Source organism: Actinoplanes sp. 13, from assembly GCF_056134165.1.
In genome coordinates, this window is record NZ_JBVYOQ010000004.1 from 118518 (window position 1) to 138713 (window position 20196).

The 20196-nt window shown below is 71.6% G+C and carries 6 protein-coding genes; 5 read left to right on the forward strand and 1 reads right to left on the reverse strand.

Annotation, left to right across the window (positions count from 1 at the left end; all coding sequences use genetic code 11):
* The first annotated feature begins 140 nt into the window (after positions 1-140).
* Genes AC0NH5_RS11015 through AC0NH5_RS11030 form a run of 4 tightly spaced genes read left to right on the forward strand, consistent with a single transcriptional unit; the run spans position 141 to position 7505 of the window.
* Positions 141-1250, forward strand: a complete 1110-nt coding sequence (locus AC0NH5_RS11015) for a multicopper oxidase domain-containing protein (RefSeq protein ID WP_474402508.1) — start codon at positions 141-143, stop codon at positions 1248-1250.
* The gene (locus tag AC0NH5_RS11020; RefSeq protein WP_474402509.1) at positions 1247-5107 is read left to right on the forward strand and encodes a ThuA domain-containing protein; all 3861 of its coding nucleotides are present in this window, start codon (positions 1247-1249) and stop codon (positions 5105-5107) included. The genes AC0NH5_RS11015 and AC0NH5_RS11020 overlap by 4 nt, the downstream gene beginning before the upstream one ends.
* A complete protein-coding gene (locus tag AC0NH5_RS11025; RefSeq protein WP_474402510.1) occupies positions 5104-6531 on the forward strand; it encodes an OmpL47-type beta-barrel domain-containing protein in 1428 nt (475 codons plus the stop codon). Before AC0NH5_RS11020 ends, AC0NH5_RS11025 begins: the two co-directional genes overlap by 4 nt.
* An 11-nt stretch (positions 6532-6542) precedes the next feature.
* Positions 6543-7505 carry a hypothetical protein gene (locus tag AC0NH5_RS11030; RefSeq protein ID WP_474402511.1) on the forward strand — a complete coding sequence of 321 codons (963 nt, stop codon included), beginning with the start codon at positions 6543-6545 and terminating at the stop codon, positions 7503-7505.
* 46 nt (positions 7506-7551) lie between these two features.
* Here AC0NH5_RS11030 and AC0NH5_RS11035 read toward each other — a convergent pair whose 3' ends face one another.
* Entirely contained in the window at positions 7552-9771 is a 2220-nt protein-coding gene (locus AC0NH5_RS11035; protein WP_474402512.1) for a putative bifunctional diguanylate cyclase/phosphodiesterase, read from the reverse strand.
* A gap of 205 nt (positions 9772-9976) precedes the next feature.
* Here AC0NH5_RS11035 and AC0NH5_RS11040 point away from each other — a divergent pair, with 205 nt between their 5' ends.
* Positions 9977-19774 (forward strand): LamG-like jellyroll fold domain-containing protein, encoded by a 9798-nt coding sequence (locus AC0NH5_RS11040; protein ID WP_474402514.1) that lies wholly within the window; start codon positions 9977-9979, stop codon positions 19772-19774.
* Positions 19775-20196 lie beyond the last annotated feature (422 nt).

Sequence of the window (20196 nt, forward strand, 5' to 3'; positions counted from 1 at the left end):
GTGGTAGTCCATTAAGAAACCTTTACTTCCATCGATGAGGGTCATAGATTCGTCGCAACAGACCGAACTTTTGACTTAGCCGTAAAAAGTTGGTGATCTAGCCCGGCGGCCGCTGTGCCGGCCGGGCGTGGATGGGGCCGTTGCCGTGGGCCGGCTCCGCCGAAAAGCCGCATGCATTGATCTCACGACAGTTGGCGTCCCGGCATAAGCCGGGAGGCCGGAGGACGCGCATGGACGACAACGTTGTCATCGGGCACCAGCAGCAAGTTCGCAGGAGATCTCTGCTTGCCGCGACGAGTGCGCTCGGGTTGACCGGCGGCGCGGTCGCGCTCACCCGGAGCGAGCCCGCACGGGCCGCCGCGGGCGTCACCAAGAAGGTCACCGTCTATGCCGAGGCGCTGCCGGGCGGCCTGATCGGCTACGGGCTGACGCGCGGCGGCGCGACCGTTCCCGGGCCGGTGCTGGAGATGTACGAAGGGGACACGCTCGAGGTCACGCTGGTCAACACGACCACGCAGCGGCTGTCGATCCACCCGCACGGCGTCGATTACCGCACCGATTCGGACGGCTCGCCGTTCAACGACAGCTTCAACCGGCCGGGCGAGACGAGGACGTACGTCTGGCGGTCGCACGAGATGACGGCGGCCGGCGGGCGCCGGTTCATGCCGGGTAGTGCCGGCTACTGGCATTACCACGATCATGCTCTCGGGACCGAGCACGGCACGGGTGGGCTCGCGAAAGGCCTTTACGGAGCTCTGGTCGTACGGCGGCGTGGTGATCTGTTGCCGGAGAAGCAGTTCACTGTCGTGTTCAACGACATGCTGATCAATAACCGGAGCGCGCCGGATACGCCGATGTTCGAGGCGAATCTCGGCCAGCGGGTGGAATGGATCGCGATCGGGCACGGCAATCTGTTCCACACCTTTCACCTGCACGCGCACCGGTGGGCGGACAACCGCACCGGAATGCTCGAAGGGCCGTCCGACCCCAGTCAGGTGATCGACAACAAGGACCTCAATCCGGGCAGTTCGTTCGGCTTCCAGGTGCTCGCCGGGGAGGCCGTCGGGCCGGGCGCGTGGATGTACCACTGCCACGTGCAGATGCATTCGGACACCGGCATGGCCGGGATCTTCCTCGTCCGTGACGCGGACGGGAGCATGCCGGCCGGCGCCCAGGAGGCGATCGACCGGTTCCACGGCCACCAGCACCGGGCGGCACAAGCGCACACCCACGGAGGGACTGGCTCATGAGGATGCGAAGCATGGCGGCCGGGCTGGCCGCGCTCCTGATCGCAAGTATCTCAGTGCCCCGGGAAGCCACGGCGGCGCCTGCCGAAGAGAAGCCCGGCGTGCTGGTCTTCTCCGGCGCGGCCGCCGCGCAGCAGGACCCGGTCACCCGTGCCGCCGCCACCATCAAGGAACTGGCCGCCGATCGGGGCCTGGCTACCACTACCAGCACCGACCCGGCTGTCTTCGCGACGGGCACGCTCAGGTCGTACCGCGCCATCGTCTTTCTCTCGGCCGAGGGTGTCACGCTGACCGCGACCCAGGAGGCCGCGCTGAAGGCGCACGTCAACGCCGGCGGCGGCTTCCTCGGCATCGGCGACGCGGCGCGCGCCCAGCTGGACTCGAGCTGGTTCACCGGCCTGATCGGCACCCGGCCGGCCGGCGCGATCCCGGTGGCGCACCCGGTCGCGACGGTCACCGCGAGCGGCGAGAACCCGCCGAACGAGACGCGGGCCAAGCTCACCGACGGCGACGCGGCCACGAAATGGCTGGTCCGCGCGACCACCGCCTGGGTCGGGTACGAGCTGGCGGCCCCCGCGAAGATCACCGGGTACGCCCTGACGTCCGCCAACGACTCGCCCGGCCGTGACCCGAAGGATTGGACGCTGCAGGGCTCCGCGGACGGGCAGACCTGGTCGGACCTGGACCGCCGCACCGCGCAGACGTTCTCCGACCGGTTCCAGATCCGCCGTTTCGCCGTCGCGAACCCGGCGGACTTCAAGCACTACCGGTTGTCCGTCACGGCGAACGCCGGTGAGCCGCTGATCCAGCTGGCCGACCTGCGGTTGTTCACCGGCAGCATCGAGGCGCCCGCGCCGCCCGCCGTGAAGCGGGCCGTGGTCGACGTCCTCGACCGGCAGCACCCGGCCACCAAGGAGCTGCCGCTGACGGTCGCGCGCGAGGACCGCTGGTACGGCTGGGATCCGAACCCGATCGGCACCGTGCACACGCTCGCGCAGGTCGAGGGGCAGACCAGCCCGTTCCATCCGATCTCGTGGTGCCGCGACTACGACGGCGGCCGCTCCTTCTACACCGGCATGGGCCACACGGAGGCGGGTTACGCCGAGGAGGCGTTCCGCGAGCACCTGTCCGGCGCGCTCGGCTGGACCAGTGGCGTCGTGCGCGGCGACTGTCAGGCCACGATCGCCGCGAACTATCGCGTGGAGCGGCTGACCGCGGCGAACAGGACCGGCGAGCTCGACCAGATCGGCGAGCCGCACGGGCTGACGATCACACCCGACGGCACGGTCTTCTACGTCGGCAAGGCGGCCTGCCCGACCGGGCCGGTGGTCAGCTGGGACGACCCGAACGTCGGCCTCGGCTGCGGCACCATCCATGCCTGGGATCCGGGCAGCAAGCAGGTCAAGCTGCTCACCACGCTGCCGGTGATGGGCAACCGGGGCAGCGGCACCGAGCTGGTCAAGAACGAGGAGGGCCTGCTCGGCATCGTCCCGGACCCGAAGTTCGGCGACAACGGCTGGCTCTACGTCTATTGGATGCCGCACGCGTCGATCGACCGGGAGAAACGGATCGGTCAACGAACGATCTCCAGGTTCACGTACGACCGGACGACGCGCACGATCGACCAGGGCACCCGCAAGGATCTGCTGCAGTGGCCGGTGCAGATCCACAGCTGCTGCCACGCGGGCGGCGGCATGGCCTTCGACGCCAAGGGCAATCTGTACGTCGGCTCGGGGGACAGCAACTCGTCGCAGGGGTCGAGCGGCTACTCCGGCAACAACTGGACCGCCGAGTACGCCGGTCTGTCGTTCCAGGACGCGCGGCGCACCGCCGGGAACACCAACGACCTCAACGGCAAGATCATCCGCATTCACCCGGAGCCGGACGGCACGTACACCGTCCCGCCCGGCAACCTGTTCCCGCCGGGCACCGCGAAGACCCGGCCGGAGATCTACGTGATGGGTGTCCGCAACATCTCCCGCCTGCAGATCGACCCTAAGACGCAGTGGCTGACCGCGGCCTGGGTGGGCCCGGACGCGGCCGCGCCGAGCCCGGAGCTGGGGCCGGCCAAGTACGAGACCGCCACGATCATCACCGAGGCCGGTAACCACGGCTGGCCGTACTGCATGGGCAACCGGCAGCCGTACCGGGACCGCAGCAGCACCGACGCCACGGTGCTCACCGGCTGGTACGACTGCGACAACCCGAAGAACGAGTCACCGCGCAACACCGGCCTGGTGGACCTGCCGCCGATCAAGGACAACATGATCTGGTACTCGCCGGACGGCGGCGGACCGGTCTTCCCGAAACGGCCGGACAGCGACATCCCGACGTACAAGGCCGCCGACGCCACGTACACCCAGCCGTACCTGCGCGGCGGCGGGCAGGCCGTGATGTCCGGCCCGACGTACCACCGCGACCTGGTGGACCCGGCCAGCACGGTCGCCTGGCCGGCGTACTGGAACGACAAGTGGTTCCTCGGCGACCAGTCGAACGCGGCCAACCGGGTCGCGGTCACCGTCGGCCGGCCGGGCCGGCCGCCGGCCTTCGGCGAATCGCTGCGCGCGATCATCCCGGCCGGTGGCGGCGCGACGCAGCTGCAATCCTGGATGGACGCCAAGTTCGGGCCGGACGGCGCGCTCTATCTGCTCGACTACGCCGGTGGCTTCTTCAGCCTGCACGCCAACCAGAAGCTGATCCGGATCACCTATGCCGGTGGGGCGCCGACGCCCGCCCCGGCCGCGGCAGCAACCGCGGTGCAGAACAAGCCGCTCACGGTCGCCTTCACCGGGTCCCGCTCCGGCGGCGTGGCGTGGCAGTGGAACTTCGGCGACGGCGCGACGTCGACCGAGGCCGACCCGCGGCACACGTACGCGAAGGTGGGCACCTACACGGCCACGCTGACGGTGCGCTACGCCGACGGAACGACGGCCGTCACCCGCACGACGGTCACCGCCGGCTGCGTCGTGGCTGATCCGGCGACGACGGTACGCCTGGACGGCTCCGGCACCGGGGTCGCCAACCGGGTCGTAGGGCAGGGCTGCACGATCGACGACCTGATCGACGACGAGAGCACGTGGGCCTCCCACGACGCGTTCGTCCGGCACGTCGACCTCGTCGCGGGCCGGCTGCTCAAGGACGGCGTGATCAGCGGCCGGGAGGCGGGCACGCTGACCCGCGTCGCCGCGTCCTCGCCGATCGGCCGGCCCGGCCACACCGGATACGAGCCGCTGTTCAACGGCACCCCGGAGTCGCTGAGCGACTGGGTGCAGGCGCCTTCCGGGCAGTTCACCCTGCAGCCGGACGGATCGCTGCGACCCGCCGGCGGCCTGGGCATGCTCTACCACCCGAAACCCGTCAAGGACTTCTCGCTCACGCTGCAGTTCCGCGACGTCGCGCCGGGCGCCACCCGGGGCAACAGCGGGGTCTTCACCCGCTTCCCCGACCCGCGGATCCCGCTCGATCAGCGGCCCGAGGGGTGCAGCACCACCGGCTCGGCCCGCACGTCGCAGGCCTGGGTGGCGATCTACTGCGGCCACGAGATCCAGATCTACGACGGTACGACCGGAGAGCCGCAGAAGACCGGCTCCGTCTACAACTTCGACCCGGTCACCACGGCCGCCGGCACCGAGAAGAACGTCTGGAACACGTACGAGATCCGGGTGGTCGGCCAGCACTACACGATCATCCGCAACGGCACGGTGATCAACGAGTTCGACAACACCCCCGGCAAACAGTCCTCCCGGGCCGGGGATCCGCCCACCGACCTGCGGCAGTTCGCCGAGGGCCTGATCGGCCTGCAGAACCACGGCGACGCCGACCTGGTCGAGTTCCGCGACATCAGGGTGCGTGCGCTGTGAGAAGACTGCTGCTGATCCTGGCCGCCCTGCTGCTGGTGGCGCCCGCCGCGCCGGCGGCCGCGGCCCAGACCCTCACCTGGACCGCCGACAACGACGTGACCCGGTACAAGTCGGCGCCGGCCACGGCCGCTGCCGGGGCCACCACCATCGTGTTCGAGAACAGCGAGGCGACCGGCAACACCACCGGCATGCCGCACACGCTGACGTTCGACACCTCGACCCCGGGCTACAACCACGACGTCACGCTGAACATCCTGGCCAACCCCTTCGACGCCACCGGCGGCCGGCACCAGGCCACCGTCACGCTGACCCCGGGCAGGTACCGCTACTTCTGCGCGATCCCGGGGCACGGCACGATGGTCGGCGAGTTCACCGTCACCGGTGGCGGCGAAGAACCGGACACCACCCCGCCGGTGGTGAGCGCCCAGGTGAGCGGTGATGGCACCGGCACGGCGACGGTCACGGTGAGCTCCTCCGAGCCCGGCGTCATCGAGTACGCACTGGACGACGGCGCCTTCCAGCCGTACACCGCGCCGGTCGTGGTGACCGCTGTCGGCGAGCACACCGTCCGCTATCGGGCCACCGACGAGGCGGGCAACACCTCGGCGGTGGGCTCGCTGGCCTTCGAGGTGGTCGAGTCCGGTCCGCCGGAGGACACCACGCCGCCTGAGACGGGGATTCAGCTCGCGGGCGAACGGGACGAATCGGGGGCGTACGCCGGGTCGGTCACCGCGTCCGTCACCGCCACCGACAGCGGGTCCGGGGTGGCCCGGATCGAGTACCAGCTCGACGGCGGCGCCTGGAGGTCGTACACGAATCCGGTCGTGATCGATGCTCCGGGCCCGCACATGCTGCACCACCGGGCGACCGACAACGCCGGGAACACGTCCGCCGAGCAGATGTCGCACTTCACCGTGGTCGCGGCGGACACCACCCCGCCGGTCACCGCCGCCCAGGTGAGCGGCGAGGGCACCGCGACGGCGACGGTCACCGTGACCTCCTCCGAACCCGGCGTCGTCGAGTACGCCCTGGACGCCGGCGCCTGGACCCGGTACAGCGCGCCGGTCGCGGTCACCGCCCCGGGCGCGCACACCCTCCGCTACCGGGCGACCGACGCCGCCGGCAACGTCGCGCCCGAGAAGGCGGTGACCTTCACGGTGGCCGGCTCCGGCGCGGACGCCTGCCCGGGATCGGACACCCGCCCCACGGTGATCATCGACGGGTACGACACGGGCGTCCCCAACACCGACACCGGCGACGGCTGCACCGTCAACGACCTGGTCGCCGAGAACGCCGCCTATCCGAACCACGCCGCGTTCGTCCGGCACGTCGAGACCGTCACCGCCGCGCTGGTCACCCGCGGCGCGCTCACCAAACGGCAGCAGGGCGCGATCGTCCGCGCGGCCGCCCGATCCTCACTCTAGGGAGTCCCGCCATGCGCAAACGGACCGCCGTCCTGGCCGCCCTCTCCTTCGCCGGCTTCGTCGTCACCGCGCCGGCCGCCCACGCCGCGCTCGTCACCCACTGCATCGGCACCGGCGGCGCGGTGACCGTGCCCAACGACCTGCACGTGCCGGCCGGCGAGTCGTGCGCGCTCACCGGCACGACCGTCACCGGCAACGTCAGCGTCGCCGCCGGCGGCAACCTCGTGGTCACCGGCGGCACGTTCGCGGGCGATGTCCGGATTGCCGGCAACGGCTACTTCGACGCCTCCGGCACCGACGTCGCCGGGGCGGTCGTGCTCGCCGCCGGCGGATACGGCGTCTTCCTCAAGGACGCCACCAGCGGTGCGGTGACGGTACGGCCGAAGGGCACCACCACCGTCGACAGCTTCCTGTACGCCGAGGACAGCACGATCGCCGGCGCGGTGACCGTCCAGGCCGGCGAGGTGCAGGTGGACCGCACCTCGGTCGAGGGCAACCTCAGCAGCACCGGCACCTACTACACCGACGTGCACGACTCCTTCGTCGACGGCATGCTCTCGGTGCTCAACAGCGCCACCGGCAGCGTCGTCTGCGGCAGCTCGGTGCGCGGCAAGGCCACCTTCGCCGGCAACCTGGGCGGGGTGCAGCTCGGCCCGAACGGCGCGCTGGACTCCTGCGCGTCCGGCGGGTTCTGGGGCCGCGACGTCAGCGTCACCAGCACCAGCGGCGGCGTCACCGTCGACGACAACATCATCGACGGCGTGCTGACCGCCACCGGCAACACGCCGGCCGCCCGGATCGCCGACACCAACCGGGTCCGCCGGGGCGTCGTCGCCGACCCGGCCCCGGCCGCGGCCGCCGCCCGTGCGGCGGCCCGCCCGCAGGTCGCCCGCGACGACGACACCGCCAAGGCCGGCACCCGTCGCGCCGAGGCCGTGCGGGAGGCCGGGGCCGCCGGTCCCGCGGACCTCTGAGTCCGCGCCGGCCCACCGCCTGCGCGGTGGGCCGGCCTCGTCCGGGTCAGGCTGCCGCCCGCGACCGCTGCGCGGCCAGCAGGTCGTGCAGAACCCCGATCGGGGCCGGCCGGGCGAAGTGATAGCCCTGCGCGAGATGGCAGCCCAACTCACGCAGCCGCTCCGCCTGGGCCGGTGTCTCCACCGCCTCCGCCAGAGTGAGCAGGGCCAGGCTGCGTCCCAGATCCACGATCGTCCGGACGAAGGCGATCTCCTGCGGCCCGCCGTTCTCGATCTGCTGCGAGGTGAACGAGCCGTCCATCTTCAGGATGTCCACCGGCAGCTCACGCAGGTACGCCAGCGACGAATACCCCGTGCCGAAGTCGTCGATGGCGATCCGCACGCCGTGGGCCCGCAGCTCCTGCAACTGCCTGATGGTGCCGGCGGCATCGGTCACCGTGGTCATCAGCACCGTCTCGGTGATCTCGACGATCAGGGCCGCACCGGGCAGACCGGTGCGGTCCAGCAGGCTCAGCACGCGGGCGGTGAACAGCGGGTCGCGCAGCTGATGCGCCGACACGTTCACCGTGACGGGCAGCCGATGAGCGTTCCACAGCTCGTCCAGGTCGGCGCAGACCCGGGCGATCACCCAGTCACCGATGGCGGCGATCTCGCCGCTCTGCTCCGCGAGCGGGATGAACTGGCCCGGGGACACCGACGTGCCGTCGGCGCGGGTCCAGCGCAGCAGGGCCTCGGCGGCCACGACGGCGCCGGTGCCGAGGTCGACGATGGGCTGGTAGTGCACGCTGAACTCGCCGGCCGCGGCGGCCTGCTGCAGGCCGGCGACCATGTCGCGGTTGGCCTTCCACTGCGCGTAGGCGCCGGCGTCGAACAAAGCCGACCGGGTGCCCTCGCCGCGGGCGTCGTCGAGCGCCAGATCAGCGTCGCGCAGCGCGGTGGTGCCGTCGCCGTCGGCGGTGATCACCACGCCGCCGATGACGGCTCCCACCCGGCGGCTGGTCAGCCCGGTCGTCGGATAAGGCTCGGCGATCGCCTGCAGCAGCTGCTCGGCGAGGGCGCCGAAGGCCGTCTCACCGCCGTGGGTCAGCACGGCGAAGGCGTCGGCGTCGAGCCGGGCCACCACGGCATCGCTGGGTGCCGCCGCGCGCAGGCGGTGACCGGTCTCGACCAGCACGGCGTCGCCGGTCTGGTGGCCGAAGGCGGCGTTGATCTCACGGAAGCCGTCGAGGTCCACCACGACCAGCACCCGCTCGCGGGTGGCGCGGCGGTGCAGGTGGGTCTGCAGGGCGGCGCGGTTGCCCAGCCCGGTCAGCGGATCCACGTAGACGCGCCGGTTGAGGGCCCCGCCCAGGTGCGCCAGCCGGGCGGTCAACAGTACCGACGTGGTGCAGGCGATGCCCAGCATCACCGTCAGCTGCACCGCCTGATCACCCGGGCGCGCGTTCTCGAACGCGTAGACGCTCAGCCCGGCGATGAGCATGGTGAGCGAGACGTAAGCGGCCAGCCGGGTCCGCGAGATGAGGGTGGCGTTGCGCGGCATGCTTCCGGTGCTTCGAGCCATGGACGGGTGCAGTGCGGCGGCGCCGACCAGCACGTACGCCGTCAGCCAGCCCACGATCGTCAGGTGGGCGGGTCGGGGTGTGCCGCCGAACAACGCGGCGTAGTACACCGTGTCGGTCACCACCCACAGGGTCGAGGCGGCGACCATCAACCGGTACGCCACCGTCCGCACCCGCGAGATCACTGCCACCCGGACCGTGAACGCCAGGATCAGCAGGTCCAGCCCGACGTGCAGCAGATGGCCGCCCAGCCGCAACCCGGTGGCCCGGCCGTCGAACAGCAGCGGAGTCAGGACGAACACCCAGACGACCGCGCCGCCGCCGGTCAGCGCGATGGCCGCGTCGATCACCCCGCCGCGGTACCGGCCCGGCCGGATCCACCAGTAGACGCTGGCGGTCAGCAGAATCATCGACACCGTGAAGCACATATCGCCCATCGACGGGTAGCGCGGCACGCCGCGGGAGGCCGCCGCCAGCGCCCACCCGACGTTGGCGCCCATCGACACACCGACCGTGGCCATCACCAGCCACCAAGGCCGCGACCAGACCGGCCGGTGCCGGCGTATCCCCGCGATCACGGCGATCACCACCGACAGGGCGAGGATCAGGATCAGCCCCCGCTGGACCAGCGGGGGTACGGCCAGCACACCGGCCAGGAGCAGCCCGCCGAAGCCGAGGTACCACCGATACGCGGACTCGGAGCCCATGGCCCGCCCCGCTGTTCGCCTGCCCCGTTCCGTCACCGGTCAAGCGCACCAGGCCACCGGTGCGGCAACGGTGCAGACGTGGTGTCTGCGCGTTGCCGCTGCCGGCGGCCCCGTTGCGCAGATGAGCACTCCACCTGTTCCCATCGAACGATGCCGATTAGCGTCCGGCACCGACAGCGGTGCGACCGACCTGGGGGAGGTCCGGATGGCGCGCAGGGATGCATGGTCCCGGGAAATGCGGTGGCTCGCGGCCGCGGTGGCGGCCGCGGTGCTGCTCTCCGGCGGGTGTGACGCTGTCGACCGGCCACCGGCCGCGGCCCCGGGGTCAGCCGGCCAGGCCGCGCCGGGATCCGCACCGGATCAGCACTGGGGCTCGGCCGATGGCGGCAGTCACCTGTCCGGCAAGCCGGGCAACCGCACCGTCCCGATCTCGGAACGTGGCCGATATCCGCACACGAAGCTGCGCACGGCACCGCCGGCCGTCCGGAACAAGGCCAGGGTGGCGAAGCCGCCGGCCGGTGGCCGGGACGGCTCCGGCCGGGCCGGCTTCGATCGTGGGACCAGCCGTGAGCTGCCCGGCGGTCGCGCCGCGTTCGAACGGCGCTTCCAGAACACGGACGGCACCCAGACCACGGAGTTCTCCGCCACCCCGGTGAACTACCGGCGCGCCGACGGCACCTGGGCGCCGATCGACAGCACGCTGGCCGCGCGGGACGGCGGATGGCACAACCGCGCCGACGCCGTCGGCCTGCGCCTGGCGGACCGGGCGGACGCGCCCGAGCTGGCCCGCTTCACGATCGACGCGGAGCACGCGCTCGCCTACGGGCTGGCCGGTGCGGCGCCGGTGACCGGCCGGGCCGAGGGCGACGGGGTGCTCTACCCCGGTGTGCTGCCGGCAGTGGATCTGCGGCTGGAGTCCAAGCCCGGCGCGTTGAAGGAGACCCTGGTCCTGCACTCCGCCGACGCACCCACCACGTTCACGTTCCCGCTGCGGCTGACCGGTCTGTCCGCGGCCGTGGTGTCCGGTTCGGTGGTGCTGTCCGATGCGGCGGGGCGGGCACGGGCGGTGATCCCGCCCGGCTTCATGGCGGACTCCGCGGCGCAGCCGGCGACCTCCGACGGCGTCTCGTACCGGCTCGTCACCGAGGGCGACGCCACCGCGCTGCGGGTCACCGTGGACGCCGGCTGGTTGACGGACCCGGCCCGGCGCTTCCCCGTGCTGGTGGACCCGACCGTCGGCCCGCCGGTCGACGCGGCCACCGCCGACGCGATGATGACCGTCCGCGGCAACGGCTCCACCGCCGGGGGTTCGGAGCTCACCGTCGGGCGGATCGGCGGCGACAACACCGCCACCTACCTCAAGTTCGGCAACTTGGCCGACCGCCTGCGCAACCACACCGTGTACGGCGCCGCCGTCGTGGTGACCAACTTCGACGCGCCGTCCTGCCGCGCCCGGCCGGTGACCGTGCACCCGGTGACGAGTGCGTGGGCACCGGGCACCGGGCACCGCTATCCGGGACCCGCGGTGGGACCGGCGCTGGCCGGCCATCCGTTCGCCTACGGGTACGTCGGGTTCGGCCAGTCCCAGTCGGCGTGCCCGGCGGCGCCCGAGATGATCGACCTCGGTGCGGCCGGCAGCGCGCTGGTGCAGCGGTGGGCGAACGGGCAGCAGGCCAACCACGGGCTGTCGCTGCGGGCGTCCACGTCGGACTCGCTGGCGTGGAAGAAGCTGGCCGGCGCGGGCGCCAACCCGCCGAAGCTGTACGTGACGCACACCCCGTACAACGCCGGCTACGCCATCCCGAAGCCGACGCCGGAGCCCGCGGTCACCCGCACCCAGGCCGGCAAGGTGCAGGTGACGGTCACCAACCTGGGCGCCGAGGCGTGGACGCCGGCCGGGTACTACCTGGCCTACCGGGCGTACGACGCGCGGACCGGCGAAGCGGTGACCCAGCAGCGGGCGGCGAGCCTGCCCGGCACCGTCGAGCGTGGCGCGCAGGTCACCCTGGACGCGACGATCAAGGCACTGGAGCCGGGCGACTACTTCCTCGATTTCACCATGGTGGCCACCGGCGGTCAGGTGTTCACCGACCATCAGGTGCCGCCGGGCCGGATCGTGCTGCAGGTCTTCGACGTGCCGCCGGTCGTGCAGGAGATCTACCCGCCCAACGGGTACCAGACGCCGACGCTGACCCCGCTGCTGTGGGCCCGCGCGGTGGACACCGACGCACCGCCCGGCGCGACGCTGCAGTACCGGTTCGAGGTGTGCGACCGGGGCGCCGGTGGCACCACGACCGGCTGCACCGGCTCCGGGTACCAGGCGAAGCCGTCCTGGCCGGTGCCGGCCGGGCGGCTGTCCTGGAGCAAGGACTACCTGTGGCGGGCGTACGTCAAGGACGGCGCCAACGAGGTCACCTCGCCGGACCTGGCACTGCTGGCGGCCGTGCCGCAGCCGGAGGTCACCTCCCGGATCGCGAACGCCCCGTACGCCTCGCAGGACACCGAGTTCGACGCCCAGGTCGGCAACTACCGCACCGCCGCCCTGGACGCGGCCGTGGCGACCACCGGCCCGGAGCTCAACCTGACGCGCACCTACAACAGCCTGGACCCCCGCACCGACGCGGCGTTCGGTGCCGGCTGGAGCTCCCGGTACGACATGCGGGTGATGCCGGACGACGACGGCTCCGGCAACGTGGTGATCACCTATCCGGACGGGCAGGCGGTCCGGTTCGGCCGCAACCCGGACGGCAGCTTCGCCGCGCCGCCCGGCCGCACCGCCCGGCTGACCGTGGACAGCACCGGCTGGACGCTGCGCGACCGCTCCGGGTCCCGGTACCGGTTCGCGCTCGCCGCCGCGGGCCGGCCGGCCCCGCTGTCGAACATCACCGACAACGCCGGCCGGTCGGTGACGCTGACCTACACGGACGGCCGGGTCACCCGGGTCCAGGCCGGCACCGCCGGGCGGTCGCTGCGGTTCACCTGGGCCGGTAATCACATCGCCACGGTCGCCACCGACCCGGTCGACGGGACCCCACTGACCTGGAAGTACACGTACACCGGCGACCTGCTGACGAAGGTGTGCCCGCCGGCCGGCGACACCGCCTGCACGGTGTACGAATACGCCGAGGGCTCGCACTACCGCAGCACCGTGCTCGACGCGAAACCCGAGTCGTACTGGCGGCTCGGTGACAAGACCGCCACCGGTGCGGCCAGCGCCGTCGCGGTCAACCTCGGCAAGGACGCCGGGACCTACCGCGACGTGACCGTGGGCGTGCCCGGTGCGGTGGCCGGCGCCGGCGACGCGGCGGCGGCCTTCAACGGCGTCTCGTCCCGCGTCGAGCTGCCCAAGGGCACCGTGAAGAAGAGCCGGGACGCGGCCGTCGAGGTGTGGTTCAAGGTCTCCGGCACGCAGACCGGCGGGCCGCTGATCGGCTATCAGAGCAAGGAGCTCGGCGCGGCGCCCGGCGCCGGCGGCCCGGTGCTCTGGACCGGCACCGACGGGCTGCTGCGCGCTCAGTTCGCCACCGGCACGATCAACCCGATCACTTCCGGCGTACGGGTGTGGGACGACAAGTGGCACCACGCCGTGCTGTCGGTGATGGGCACGACGCAGACGCTCTACCTGGACGGGCGCAAGGTCGGCGACAGCACCGGCACCGCGATCGAGCACTCGGAGCTGACGTTCAACCAGATCGGCGCCGCGGTGGCCGCCGCACCCGGCTCCTGGCCCGGCTGGGGTGGCACCGCCCAGCGGTCCTTCCACGGCGCGATCGACGAGGTCGCGGTCTACTCGCACCCGCTGGGGCCGGCGGCGGTCGCCGCGCACCACGCCGCCGGCACCGCGCCGGCCGCACAGATCAGCAAGGTGACGCTGCCCAGCGGGCGGGTCGGTGCGGAGGTCGCCTACGACGTGGCCACCGACCGGGTCCGGGAGTACACCGACGACAACGGCGGCACCTGGAAGATCGGGACGCCGCTGGTGCACGGCAACGACGCCGACCTGCGCCGCAGCATCCAGGTGCTGGACCCGGCCAACCTGCCGCACCTGTACGAGTACGACGCGCTGGCGGGCCGCCTGCTGCGCACCGGCACCCCGCTCGGTCTGGAGGCCCGGCCCGCGCCCACGCCGTCGCCGTCACCCACACCCACGCCGACCTGCGCGCGTCCCGACCCGCAGGATCCGGCGTTCTGCACGATCATCCCGGACGACTCGGGTGGCCCGGTCTTCGTCCGGCACACCCTCGACGGGCTGGCCGTGCGCAGCTTCGAGTACGACGACAAGGGCAACCAGAAACGGATCGTCAACGAGAACGGCGACGCCGTCGAGATGACGTACGACGACCGCGGCAACGTGGTCTCCCGCAAGACCTGCCGGCTGACCGGCCAGTGTCACACCACCTGGTCCACCTACCCGGCGTCGCCGGCCGACCCGTTCGACCCGCGCAGCGACCTGGTCGTGGAGACCCGGGACGGCCGGTCGGCGAGCGCCACCGACAACACCTACCGCACCACGTTCACCTACCACCCCACCGGGCAGCTGGACGTCCAGACCAACCCGGACGGCAGCACCGTCGACCACGAGTACTCCAACGGCACCGAACCCGCGGCCGGCGGCGGGCAGATCCCGGCCGGCCTGCTGCTCAGCACCCGGGACGCGCGGAACAAGGTGACCCGGTACGCGTACCGGGCGAACGGCGACACGGCCCGGGTGACCACACCGTCCGGGCTGGTCACGGAGATGACCTACGACGCGCTCGGCCGCCGGACCGCGGAGAAGGTGATCTCCGACGCCCATCCGGACGGGCTGACCACCACCTACGTCTACGACACCAACAGCAAGATGGTCACGCTGACCCAGCCGGCCACCACGGACGCGGTCACCGGCGCCCAGCACCAGCAACAGGTCCGCACCGAGTACGACGCGGACGGCAACACCACCCGGGTCACCATCGCCGACCTGCTCGGCGGCGACCAGCCCCGGGTCACCACCACCGAGTACGACGAGCACAGCCGCCCCGCGGTGGTCACCGACCCGGAGGGCGGCGAGACGACCTACGCGTACGACCGGTTCGGCAACAAGACGTCGATGGTGGACGCCCGCGGGAACCGGTACGACTACGCGTACACCGCCCGCAACAAGACCGCCGAGATACGCCTGCGCGCCTGGCGCGGCGACCCCGCCGAGGCGCCCGGCGCCGGCGACGACCTGGTGCTGCACTCGTACTCCTACGACTACGCCGGCCGGCTGGCCAGTGACACCGACGCGATGGGCCGCCGGCTGGAGTACCAGTACTACGCCGACGACCTGCTGCGCCGGGTAGTGCTGAAGAAGTTCCGCGACCCGGACGGCGCCACCCGCGATCAGGTGATCGAGGAGAACACCTACGACGGCGCCGGTCATCTGACCAGGCGGGTCGAGGGCAACGGCTCCCGCATCACCACGCACCGGGTGGACCGGGCCGGCAAGGTCACCGAGACCGTGCAGGACCCGGGCGGCCTGAGCCGCACCAGCACGTTCGCCTTCGACGAGAACGGCAACGTCAAGCGCACCACCAGCACCGGGCGCCCCTCGAACGTGCCCGGCATCGGCACCCAGCCGGTCGACCAGGTCGACTACGACTACGACGACGCGGGCAACGTCACCAAGGAGACCGTCACCGCGGGCACCGGCACCCGCATCACCCGATACGGCTACGACCAGCGCGGGCTACGCACCTCGCTGACCGATGCGCGGGACAACACCACCACCTTCGAGTACGACCGGATCGGCCGGCTGATCAAGGTGATCGGACCGGAGGTCACCGTGGACGACGGCACGCCGTCCACGGTCCGCCCGGTCAGCACCGTCGGATACGACACGTTCGGCGCGCAGACCTCGGCCCGGGATCCGCGCGGGCAGGTCACCCGCACCGAGTACGACCGGCTGGGCCGCGCCGTGCGGGTGCACCAGCCGTCGTACGTGGCGCCGGGCACCCAGGAAGCCGTCAGCCCGGTGACCACGACCGAGTACGACGCGCTGGGCAACGTCGTCACGGTGACCACCGCCGGCGGCGCGATCACCCGGTTCGCGTACGACCAGTTGGGCCGGCTGGCCGCCCGCGACGAACCGGGCGACACCAACGATCAGCGCGCGGTCACCCGGTTCACCTACACCAGGACCGGGCAACTGCTGTCCACGACCGGGCCGACCGGGGCGCGCAGCGAGGCCACGTACGACGACCTCGACCGTCCGGTGACCACCACGCAGATCGAGCGGCACCCGCAGCCCGGCGTCCACACCGGCCGGATCGGCTACGACGACGCGGGCAACGCCCGCACGGTCAGCTCGCCCAGCGGCGCCACCACCCGCAACGAGTTCGACACGCTGGGCCGGATCATCCGGAGCACCTCACCGGCCGGGGTGGTCCAGCAGTACGGCTACGACTACGCCGGCCGGCAGGTCCGCGAGGTCGACGGCAAGGGCCGCGCCACCCGGGTCACCTTCAACCAGTTCGGTGACCGGGTCGCCGACAGCGACCTCGCGCCGGGCACCGAGACCGTGCTGCGCACCCAGACGTACGAGCACGACGCGGCCGGCAACCTGATCGCCGCCACCGACCCGGACCAGCACACCACCCGCTACGAGTACGACGCGGCGAACCGGCTCACCAAGCAGGTCGAGCCGGTCTCCGACAGCCACGCGATCACCACCTCGTTCGGCTACGACGCGGCGGGCAACCGGACCCGCTACACCGACGGGCGTGGCAACGAGACGCGGTACACGTACAACAGCCTCGGCCTGACCGAAGCGGTGATCGAGCCGGCGACGGCCGCGCACCCCGCGGCGGCCGACCGCACCTGGACGGTCGCCTACGACCGGGACAGCCGGCCGGCGAAGCTGGCCGCACCCGGCGGGGTGGAGCGCACCCGCGTTTACGACACCGCGGGCCGGCTGCGCACCGAGACCGGCGGCGGCGCGGAGGCCGCGACCGCCGAACGACAGTTGGGGTACGACCTGGCCGGGCGGCTCACCGCGGTCAGCGCACCGGCCGGGACCAGCACCTTCACGTACAACGACCGGGGCGCGATGATCGGTGCCGCCGGCGCCTCCGGCACGGCCGGGTTCACCTACGACGCCGACGGCAACCTCACCGGGCGCACCGACGCCGCGGGCAGCGCGACGTTCGGCTACGACCGGGGACGGCTGAAGACGCTCACCGACGGGCTCACCGGAACGACACAGACACTGGGGTACGACCAGGCGGGCGCCGTGCAGAGCATCGACTACGGGGGTGGGCGCGCCCGCACGTTCACCTACGACGACTACGGGCACCTGGCGACCGACACGCTGCGCGGCCCGGGCGACGCGGTGATCGCGTCGGTCGCCTACGGGTACGACCGCAACGGACACGTGACCAGTAAGAAGACCACCGGCACGGCGGGTGCCGGTGACAACAGCTACCGGTACGACTTCGCCGGGCGGCTGATCTCCTGGACCGGGCCGCAGGGAACCACCGACTACGCCTGGGACGACGCCGGCAACCGGGTGCGCAACGGGACCAAGACCGCGGCGTACGACCAGCGCAACCGGCTGCTGTCCGACGGCGACTACACCTACTCCTACACGGCGCGCGGGACGCTGCGGACGCGGACCAGCTCGGGGCTCGCCGAGCAGTACACGTTCGACGCGTTCGACCGGATGACCGGCGCGGACGGGCAGAGCTACGTCTACGACGGGCTGGACCGGGTGACCGCCCGCAACGGGGTCGGGTTCACGTACGCCGGTGCGGGCGACGACCCGGTGGCGTACGGCAGCGAGCGGTACAGCCGCGGCCCCGGCGGCGAACTGCTCGCCACCGCGGTCGGCGACGTCGAACGGCTGACCATCGCCGACGGGCACGGCGACATCGTGGCCGAGCTCGACCCGGCGGCCGGCGGGCTGGCGGGATCCACCGCGTACGACCCCTTCGGCAAGAAAACCGCCTCGTCGTCGCCGGAGCGTACGGCCGCCATCGGCTTCCAGGGCGACTGGACCGACCCGGACACCGACCAGGTCGACATGGGCGCGCGCTGGTACCAGCCGGGCACCGGCGGGTTCGTCTCCCGGGACAGCGTCAACTACAGCGGCGGCGCCTCGATCCTGGCCAACCGGTACACGTACGGCGCCGGGGCCCCGCTGGACTTCGCCGACCCGGACGGCCACTGGCCCAAGTGGGTACGCAAGGCGGCGAGCGCGGTCTCCTCGGCGGCCGGCAGGGTAGCGAGTTACGCGGTCACAGCGTGGAACTACGGCGTCTCCGCGGTGAAGGCGTTCGGCAGCGCACTGACCCGCGGCGCGGAGTGGCTCTATAACAAGTCCGGCCTGGCGACCGTGGTCAACGCCGTGAAGAACACGGTGAAGGCCGGGGTGAACTGGGCGAAACAGACGGCCGCGAAGGTGGCGGCCCAAGCCAGAGCAGCCAAAGCAGCGGTCACCGCGGCAGCCAAGAAAGCGGTGGCGACGGCGGTGAGATACACGCCGCTGCCGGTGCTGGCCGCGGTGGCGAAGCCGCTGCTGAAATCCATCGGCAAGGTGGTCTCGACGACGGCGAAGCTGGCCGCGTCGGTGGTGGCGCTGACGGCCACCGCGATCACCGACCCGAACAAGTTCGCCACCACGCTCTACCAGGCGGCGGCTGCCCAGGTGGGCGCCGTGATCGAGACCGTGTCGAAGGCGGCCGCGGCGGTCGGCGAGTTCGTGGTCGAACACAAGGACGCGATCCTCGAAGGGCTGGCGGTGGTCGGTGCCATCGCGGCCGGCATGGCCTGCATGGGCGCGAGCCTGGGCAGCGCGACGATCGCCTGCATCGCGGGCACGGCAGCACTGATCAATCTGGCGAAGGACATCGGCCAGGGCGACATCAAGAACTGGAAGGACGCGGCGAAGTCCGCGGGGATCGGCGCGGCCACCGGCCTGCTGGGAGCAGGCGCGGGCGCGGTGGGCGCGCGGGTGGCGGGCGCGGTGGCCGCCAAGGTCGGCGGCGGGCTGGGCGGGCGCGCCCTGGCCGGCGGTGCCGAGGGCGGCGTGAGCGACGCGGCCGAGCAGCTGGCCACGAGCGGCCGGGTGAACGTCGGCCAGCTCGCGATGTCGGTGGGCCTGGGCGCGGCGACACGCGGCGCCCTGGGCGGACGCGGCGGCCGGCGAGGCGGCGGGGATTGCGACAACAGCTTCACGCCCCGCACCCCTGTGCTGATGGCGGACGGCAGCCGGCGGCCGATCGAGGAGGTGCGGGTCGGCGACCGGGTGCGGGCGACCGACCCGACCACCGGGCGAACGCAGAACCGCAAGGTCACCGCGCTGATCGTCGGCGTAGGCCAGAAGAACCTGGTCGAGGTGACTGTCGCCGCGGGCGGCAAGACGTCAACGGTGACCGCCACTGACGAACACCCGTTCTGGGTGGCGAGCCTGGACCGGTGGGTCAACGCGAAGGACCTGCGACCGGGGTATCGCTTCGAGACCGCTGACCACCGTTCAGTCGAAGTAGTCGGGACGCGGGCGTGGACCCAGCATCAGCGGGTCCACAACCTGAGCGTCGACGGCATCCATACCTACTATGTGCTCGCCGGCGTGGGGTCGGCCCTCGTTCACAACTGCGACACGAACTACACGGATGTCGCCCTCGGCATCCGGGCACAGGGACTTCGTGCGGCGGCTGAGGCGAGCGGGCACACTCATTTCCTCGATGACACACTGGAAGATGCGCTGGCGAATGTGCGGGATGTTGCAAACAATCACCCGAACGCCACTATCCATGTGCGCATGGAGGGATTCAGGATGAGCGACGGGCGGGCGAACGCCTCGCCGGCCGAGCTGTTCGAGGACGCCTACCGGGCGGGCGGCAGTAGCAGCTGGTACACCACGCAACGAGAGATGAACATCATCGGCCGTGCGGTGCGGCTCGGGAACCGAGAGTGGGGAACGATCAAGTTCACGCTGGGCGGCGAGGACGTCAGCTTCCCGCGACCCGGGTTCCTCGGAGGTTAGGTATGCGGAGCATCGCGACCTGGGAACGGGAGTTCAGCATCTGGCACTACTCGGTCAGTTACTCGCGCCTGCTTCTGCGGAGCCTCCGCGATCAGGGCCCGTCGCGAGTGGACGTCCTGTTCTCCAACGTCGGGTTCATGCATATGCCGACTCACTTGCGGCGACTGCAGATAGACATGGCGTCAGACCGGCCATGTGGCATGACTGCGCTCCCAGACTCGGCTGTAGGGAATTGGTATGTGATGAACGGTGGAGAGTTCTACGTCTTCGCCACTCACTGCCAGTGGTATGAGGACGACGGGAATTTCATGTCGCGGTCCAGGTTCGGGCCTTTCAACAGGACGGAATAGTCGCTTCTCCGGGGACGCTCGGGGACTCGGCGGGCGGCCCGGCTTCGGCTTTCTCGAGGTCGGGCGGATGCC

Excerpts from the sequence above, each read along its gene's own strand:
- AC0NH5_RS11020 (WP_474402509.1), top strand. The coding sequence starts at position 1,247 with ATGAGGATGCGAAGCATGGCGGCCGGGCTGGCCGCGCTCCTGATCGCA.
- AC0NH5_RS11030 (WP_474402511.1), top strand. The coding sequence starts at position 6,543 with ATGCGCAAACGGACCGCCGTCCTGGCCGCCCTCTCCTTCGCCGGCTTC.
- AC0NH5_RS11035 (WP_474402512.1), bottom strand. The coding sequence starts at position 9,771 with ATGGGCTCCGAGTCCGCGTATCGGTGGTACCTCGGCTTCGGCGGGCTG.
- AC0NH5_RS11040 (WP_474402514.1), top strand. The coding sequence starts at position 9,977 with ATGGCGCGCAGGGATGCATGGTCCCGGGAAATGCGGTGGCTCGCGGCC.